The sequence below is a fragment of the Acidiplasma cupricumulans genome, assembly GCF_001402935.1.
GTDB lineage: Archaea > Thermoplasmatota > Thermoplasmata > Thermoplasmatales > Thermoplasmataceae > Acidiplasma > Acidiplasma aeolicum.
This window is the reverse complement of the sequence record NZ_LKBH01000031.1, coordinates 1-6895: the sequence shown is the minus strand read 5'-3', so window position 1 is coordinate 6895 and position 6895 is coordinate 1. Positions and strand designations below refer to the sequence as shown.

Genomic DNA, 6895 nt, shown 5'->3' with positions numbered 1-6895 from the left:
TTTATATAATTATGGAAGCCACAGAGGGAAAAATAGAGGTTAAAATGGAAGATGATATAGAAATTATAAATATTGAAAATGAGGGAAAAAGGAATGCCTTATCAAAAAATGTATTAATTTTGATTTACAATGAATTAAATAATGTTTCAAAGAATAAAAATATAAAAGTTATAATAATAAGATCAAATGGTCCTGTTTTCAGTTCTGGACACGATTTAAATGAAATACTTGCCGATACGGGAGAAGTTATGGACTTATTTAATGTATGTGGAAATATGATGAAGTTAATAAGGAAAATACCGCAAATAGTTATTGCATCTGTCCAGGGCATTGCAACGGCTGCAGGATGTCAGCTTGTTGCGGCATGTGATCTCGCAATATGTTCTGAATCTGCAAAATTTGCAACCCCAGGTATACAGGAGGGTTTATTCTGCAGCACCCCATCTGTTTATACAACGAGAAACATACCTTTAAAAAAAGCCACAGAGCTATTATTCACCGCCAATTATTTAAGTTCTGAAGAGGCTTTAATGTATGGTTTGGTAAATAGAATTGCAAAAGATGAGGATTTATATAAGGAAACAATAAAATTTGCAAAGGAAATAACAAGGTTTGATTTTAATGTAATAGCACTTGGAAAAAATGAACTGTACAAACAGCTAGAAATGAATACAGAAAATGCCTTGGATTTTGCAACAAATGTAATAGTTTATAACAGTACAATGAAAGAAGCGAAAGAGGGAATTAACAATTTTTTACATAGGAGGAAAAAAGAGAATCATATTTAAATAATTAAAATGGTAAATTATGCCGCTGCGAATATTATAATATTAATATGCATAAGCAATAAAATTAAATGTTGAAAAAATAGATACATGTAAGAATTCATTTCAGTACACTACAAAATTATAATGATTGCAGAATATTAGAGCGTTAAAAAATAGGTCAATCAAAATAATAAAGTGAAATTTATTCTGGAAGGAACGCATTAATGGCATCCACAAGGCTGTTCATTTCCATAAGCGCCTGTGAACCATACATTAAGGTTGTTATATATCCCACTTCCATTAGCTCCTTCCTGGTTGCACCGGCCTTAATTGCATTGTTAACATGATAAGATATGCACCATTCACATCTTGCTGCCATGCCGAGTGATAATGCAATAAATTCTTTTGTTTTTTGATCCAGTACACTGTTATCCATTGTTGCTGACATAAAACCAAAGAAGGCATTCTGGAATTTTGAATTATCCTTTCCGGTTTCTGCCATTATTCTGTTAACCTCATTTAATTTTTGTTTTGCATCCATAATAACTCATTACTGCATTTAAATAAAAGATAATAATGTTGCTATTTGTGCATTTTTTGCACCTTATTTAATCCTAAGGCAGTAAAACCTCTGCCTTGTGTCGGAAAGGCATGTTGTGATATCTATCAGACCATATTTATTAAGCGATTTGACGGAATAAAGGATGGTTCTTCTTGAAAGACCTGTTAGTTCCATAAGCTGGCACAATCTGGCAACCTTAATTTCCTCAAGAATTTTATATATCAATTTCGCTGATGGAGATAGTTCCGTAATAATGCCAGATTCCATACAACAAAATTTTAATTTCAATTAATTATATTTTGTAGTTAACTTATTGACAAATTTATATTAATAAAATTTGGTGACTTTAGAAATTATTATATCTGTTTCTGTAATATCAAAAGAATGGTAAATAGGATAAAGGTTGTGAATGACGTTGGGGAACTGGTAACAATATTCCATGCAGCTGATACCGACGTTAAGAGAAAACTTTTACTTGATTTATCCACCGGATGGATTACAATGCCTCAAATAGATGAAAAATATGGCGTTGAGGGAAAAAAGGCACTGCTTTACCTTGATAAGATTAAAATGGTGGAAAGTCAATGGATAACTGGTGATAAGGGTCCAGAAAAAGCGTATCATACATATTATACCAATATACAGATAAATTTGATAGGTTCCATGCCAGATCTGGCTGATATAATATATGCAACAACATTAACCGAGAAGGAGCTTGAGGATTATGAAAATAAAATCAAGGCAATGATGGTTGATGGAGGGGTCTTTATCGGAACAGCCTCTGAAAATCTTAACATATCACAAACACTATTAAAGGGAATAATAAACAGATCCAGTGTTTTATATCTAAAGGGATACAGAATAGAAATGGAAAATAATGTTTAAAAATGAATTTAATTTATGCCTGTTTTATGTGAATTCAGATATGGAAATTATATTGGATATTTATAGAGTGTGATATATATGGAATCAGAACATCACGGTTCTATTACAGTACTTAGGATAGGGCACAGGCCATTCAGGGATAAAAGGATAACAACCCATGTATCACTGGTTGCAAGGGCATTTGGTGCAGATAGAATAGTAATAGATGAAAAGGATGAACTCCTTGAGGAAAACATCAACAACGTTGTTTCAAGATTCGGTGGGGATTTTAAAATAAATTCTGGTGTTAACTGGAAAAAATATTTTAGAGATTTTAATGGGATTAGGTTAAATCTATCAATGTATGGTATTAATGTTGATGACAAAATAGAGGAGATAAGGGAAAAAACAAAAAACAGGGATATGATAGTTCTTGTTGGTGCAGAAAAAGTACCAATTGATGCATATTTAATTGCAGATTATAATATTGCCATAGCAAATCAGCCACATAGTGAGGTATCGGCCCTTGCCATCTTCCTTGACAGGTATTTTAACGGTAAGGAACTGCACAAGAATTTCAATGGAAAGCTTAATATTGTACCAATGGAACATGGTAAAATGGTAAAATATATACCAGATGAAAAGGAGGCTCTTCAGATCCTGTATGATAATAACGCCAGTGATAGGATAATAAGGCACGTAAAGAAGGTTTATGAACTTGCCATGGCCATATCAGGGTATACAAATGCAGACAGACGCCTTGTTGCAGCAGGATCATTACTTCATGACATAGGCAGAACAAAAACTAATGGTATCGACCATGCAGTTGTTGGTGCACAGATTTTAAGGGATAAGAATATAGATGATAGAATTATTAACATTGTTGAACACCACACAGGTGCCGGGATTACCGCAGCAGAGGCTAAAAATCTGGGAATTCCAGAAAAGGATTACATTCCTGAAACTATTGAAGAAAAGATTGTGGCACAGGCAGATAATCTTGTTGTCGGTGACAGAATTATAAGCCTTGATAGGGTAATTCAAAATTATCATGAAAAGGGACTTTATGAAGCTGCCGAAAGAATAAAAATGCTTAATGATGAGCTATCAAAAATATGTGGAAGGGACATAGATGAAATTGCACGTGATGTTGATAATGCTGAAAAACAATAGTCTTAATTATTCACTGGCACTGTATTGAATTCCATTTATTTTTATCCTTCCATAAATATAACCTGATAGACCTGCCAGATTCCTTAAAAAATATATAGGGTTAATAATATTTTTTATTTCACTAAAATATTCCGCCCTTATATTTTTATGTTTGAATGAAAGCTGTGCCCTTCCATAACCATTCCAGTACGCCTGATTTATAAATCCTAGAAGGGTATCCCTGGCCTTATTATAAACAATACATTCCCTGCAGAATGCCCATCTTGCACCCGATTCAACCGCCCGTATATTTAAGTCAATATCCTCTGCAGTAATAAAACTCTGGTCGAAACCGCCCATCTCTAAAAAAAAATCCCTTGAATAGGTTAAATTTGCTGATGGGTGCGTAACCTCTATACCGTTATGATAAATTTTTAACCTTTCAGTACGGTACCATTTATTTCCGGAAGTGATTATGGCACCTGCAATTACATCGTATTTATATTTATACTTTCTAATATTTTTAATCCAGTCTGGAGATGCTGTGGCATCGGCATCTATAAATGATACGTAATCATACCTTGCAGATTCAACACCTATATTTCTTCCACCGCCTCTTGAGGACCTGGCCTCTATTAATTTTATATTCTCAATTTTTTTTTCGTAGCTTCTTATTATATCTGCTGTGGAATCAATGCTATTAGAGTCAACAATAATTATTTCATAGGGTCTTTCCTGAATTATAAGTGAGTCCAGCAGGGCCCCTATGTTTTTTTCCTCGTTCAGGGTTGTAATTACTATAGATATTCCGTCCATGATATAAATTACCAGTCCATTCTCTGTGTTTCCCTTTCCTTCTTAGTATTTTTCTTGTACTCTTTATAATGTGCCTTGCATAAATGGTATTTTGTTTTATCCTCCTTAAATGAAAAAACCTTTCTGGCAAGGTCTGCAGGAACTGTCTGAAAGCTCTTTTCATTACAACCAGCAACATCACATATTTTTTCCATAAGGTATGATTTAAATAATATTTATAATGTTTCCTTTTTTTCAATGTTAATATATGAAAGCGCACCCCTTTTATGCAGAATTTCCGCAAATGTTTTGTTCAGGTATAAAATATCATTTTTATGCAGGTAATAATCACCATCAGGCTGGGCTATTGGGGGCAGATTTTCAAGTATTCTAACCAGTAGCAATTCATCCTTATTGCTTTTATTAACAACCGGGTTTTCAATTTTTTTGGCCTCTTCAATATTGTTTATGCCTTGTACCGGTTCCTCCTTATTAATAATTTCTTCCTCGGGTTTCTCTGTTTCTGACTCCCTGAACCTTTTTACATCTGCAAAATCTCGATAATAATCTCTGAGTTTTAATGATATTTCATTTATAATATTTTTTTCCTCCGGTGTCATGTTTTCTGTTATATCATCAGTAATGTCATAAACGGAATACCTTGCAATTTTCTCAAATCTAACCTGGAAAAATGCCCTGAAATTTTTCTTTAAATCATCTATTAATTTCGTTATCTCCATATATTTTTTAATGTCTGTATCCGCCAGAACTGAGTTTTTTTCATCCTCAAGCTCCAAAAGAATTTCATGTATATCCTTATAAAAATTTGGATTGATTTTATTTAATTTTTTCATTTTTCTCTCAGAGAAGAGGTTTGATTTTAATTCCTCAAGTATTTTATCATATTTGCTTATATTAATCATAACACTTAGTGTAATTATATTCTATTAAAATATTTACTGATTTTTATTTTATATAATTCTCATGGCATTATTCAAGAAAGAAATCTTTTTTATAGAATTTATATGGTATTTCATTGAAAATTCTAAATAATATATCCTCATAATTATCATAAATATTTTTAATCATTTCTGCCCTTTTGGGCACAGAGTATGGAGGTATAACCTTATCTGGCTTTTCAATCTGATCTGTGTAATCCGACTCTAAAAGGAAATCTTTTTTTGATTCAACACCAGCCCTTGTATTCTGTCTTGAGGCAACAAGGGATTTTAGAATGCTATTATCAATGGAGAGATCCTGGGGGTTTGCATGGTGCTTTAACACCCTGTCTGTTCTATAATATTTTCTGGCCAAATTTTCCAGTTTTTTATATTTATTCTGATCCATATCCTCGGTGTGCATTATTAATGGTATATCATAATCCCTGCATTTCTCCATGGCATATATCATAATTTTTTCAGAATCCTCATAAATATAATTATCCACGTTAAAATGCGGGTACCCAATTTCACCCAGCGCGTCTGCCCTACCATCATTTATCAATTTAACAGCAATATCAATACCGTTCTTCATTTCATCCACTGGATTCAGTTCTTTTTGCTGGAAATGGAGATAATCTGCGGGATATGGACCAAGTGTTATTATAATATTAATACCAAGATTCCTTATACTTTTTCCAACCCTTAAAGTTTTTTCATACAAATCAATATAATGATTTTTGCCATAGGTACCCTCAGGGAAATTTACAAGGTTAAATGATGCCCCACCTGCATTTTTAAAGCTCTTAACAGCCTCCAGAAAATGGCCCTCAGGTCTGATATGCATAAAATTATCGAAGGGTGATACATGCATGAATTGATTATTAAAAGCCACTATTTTTTATTTTCAATATATTTGATTTTAAATAAGTTTTATTTCTTTCAGTCAAAATTTAAATAAATCATTGAAATATATAATAAGCATCATTATAATGGTGTCGCTGGAAATATAAGAAAAACTTATAATTGATTAAAATAATTAAGGAAGAGGTGAATAAATGCAGCAAGGTCAGATGGCCTATGATAGGGCTATTACAGTATTTTCTCCAGACGGGAGATTATTTCAGGTAGAGTATGCAAGAGAGGCAGTAAAAAAAGGTTCCACAGCACTGGGTATTAAATTCAAGGATGGAGTAGTCCTGCTTTCAGAAAAAAAGATAAGAAGCAGGCTGGTTGAAAAAAATTCACTTGAAAAAATACAGTTGATTGATGATTATGTTGCCACAGTGACATCCGGTCTTGTTGCGGATGCAAGGGTTCTTATAGATTTTGCAAGGATTGGTGCCCAGCAGGAAAAGGTTACCTATGGATCATTAACAAATATAGAGAACCTTGTAAAAAAGGTTGCAGACCAGATGCAGCAGTATACACAGTATGGTGGTGTTAGGCCGTATGGTGTGTCAATTATTTTTGCGGGAACCGATACAATTGGACCAAGATTATTTGACTGCGACCCTGCAGGTACAATAAACGAGTATAAGTCGGTTGCAATAGGTGCCGGAAAGGATGCTGTGACAGAGTATATAGAAAAGGAGTACAAGGATAATATGTCTCTTGATGAGGCAATAAAAATGGGTATAGCAGCCCTGAAGGCAGCAGTTACAGACGATTCTTCCATGAAGGAACCTGAAATAGCCTCAATAAAGGTTGGGGAAAAGTTCCATGTTTACAGCGCGGAAGAGGTATCCAAATATTTAAATTAAAATGTAATTTTAAAATTATTTTTAATAAATTTTCATTAAATAAATTAATTTATA

10 protein-coding genes are annotated in these 6895 nt (G+C 33.2%); 4 read left to right on the top strand and 6 right to left on the bottom strand.

Features of this window, described 5'->3' with window-relative positions:
* Window positions 1-788: enoyl-CoA hydratase-related protein (locus AOG55_RS01255; RefSeq protein WP_156318713.1), on the top strand; the 788-nt coding region annotated here is incomplete at its 5' end.
* Window positions 789-969: 181 nt separating this feature from the next.
* Here the strand turns inward: AOG55_RS01255 and AOG55_RS01250 are convergent.
* Window positions 970-1308, bottom strand: coding sequence for a carboxymuconolactone decarboxylase family protein (locus AOG55_RS01250; protein WP_048100817.1), 339 nt, complete (start codon window positions 1306-1308; stop codon window positions 970-972).
* A 63-nt stretch (window positions 1309-1371) separates the two neighbouring features.
* Window positions 1372-1596, bottom strand: coding sequence for a hypothetical protein (locus AOG55_RS01245; protein WP_048100816.1), 225 nt, complete (start codon window positions 1594-1596; stop codon window positions 1372-1374).
* 117 nt (window positions 1597-1713) lie between these two features.
* Between AOG55_RS01245 and AOG55_RS01240 the strand changes: the two genes are divergently transcribed.
* Window positions 1714-2214, top strand: a complete 501-nt coding sequence (locus AOG55_RS01240; protein WP_048100815.1) for an ArsR family transcriptional regulator — start codon at window positions 1714-1716, stop codon at window positions 2212-2214.
* A 78-nt stretch (window positions 2215-2292) separates the two neighbouring features.
* On the top strand, window positions 2293-3366 hold the full coding sequence (locus tag AOG55_RS01235) for a tRNA (cytidine(56)-2'-O)-methyltransferase (RefSeq protein WP_055040784.1): 1074 nt from the start codon (window positions 2293-2295) through the stop codon (window positions 3364-3366).
* A 6-nt stretch (window positions 3367-3372) separates the two neighbouring features.
* Here the strand turns inward: AOG55_RS01235 and AOG55_RS01230 are convergent, their stop codons facing one another.
* From AOG55_RS01230 to AOG55_RS01215, 4 genes are all read right to left on the bottom strand, one after another.
* Entirely contained in the window at window positions 3373-4161 is a 789-nt protein-coding gene (locus tag AOG55_RS01230; protein WP_055040783.1) for a glycosyltransferase, read from the bottom strand.
* Between the two features lie 8 nt (window positions 4162-4169).
* Window positions 4170-4355 carry a hypothetical protein gene (locus AOG55_RS01225; protein WP_048100812.1) on the bottom strand — a complete coding sequence of 62 codons (186 nt, stop codon included), beginning with the start codon at window positions 4353-4355 and terminating at the stop codon, window positions 4170-4172.
* Window positions 4356-4376: 21 nt separating this feature from the next.
* Window positions 4377-5063 carry a hypothetical protein gene (locus AOG55_RS01220; protein ID WP_048100811.1) on the bottom strand — a complete coding sequence of 229 codons (687 nt, stop codon included), beginning with the start codon at window positions 5061-5063 and terminating at the stop codon, window positions 4377-4379.
* A gap of 67 nt (window positions 5064-5130) precedes the next feature.
* Window positions 5131-5952, bottom strand: coding sequence for a TatD family hydrolase (locus tag AOG55_RS01215; protein WP_055040782.1), 822 nt, complete (start codon window positions 5950-5952; stop codon window positions 5131-5133).
* A gap of 184 nt (window positions 5953-6136) precedes the next feature.
* On the opposite strand from AOG55_RS01215, the gene psmA reads away from it, so the two are divergent.
* Complete coding sequence (psmA, locus tag AOG55_RS01210) at window positions 6137-6841, top strand: archaeal proteasome endopeptidase complex subunit alpha (RefSeq protein ID WP_048100809.1); 705 nt, start codon at window positions 6137-6139, stop codon at window positions 6839-6841.
* Window positions 6842-6895 lie beyond the last annotated feature (54 nt).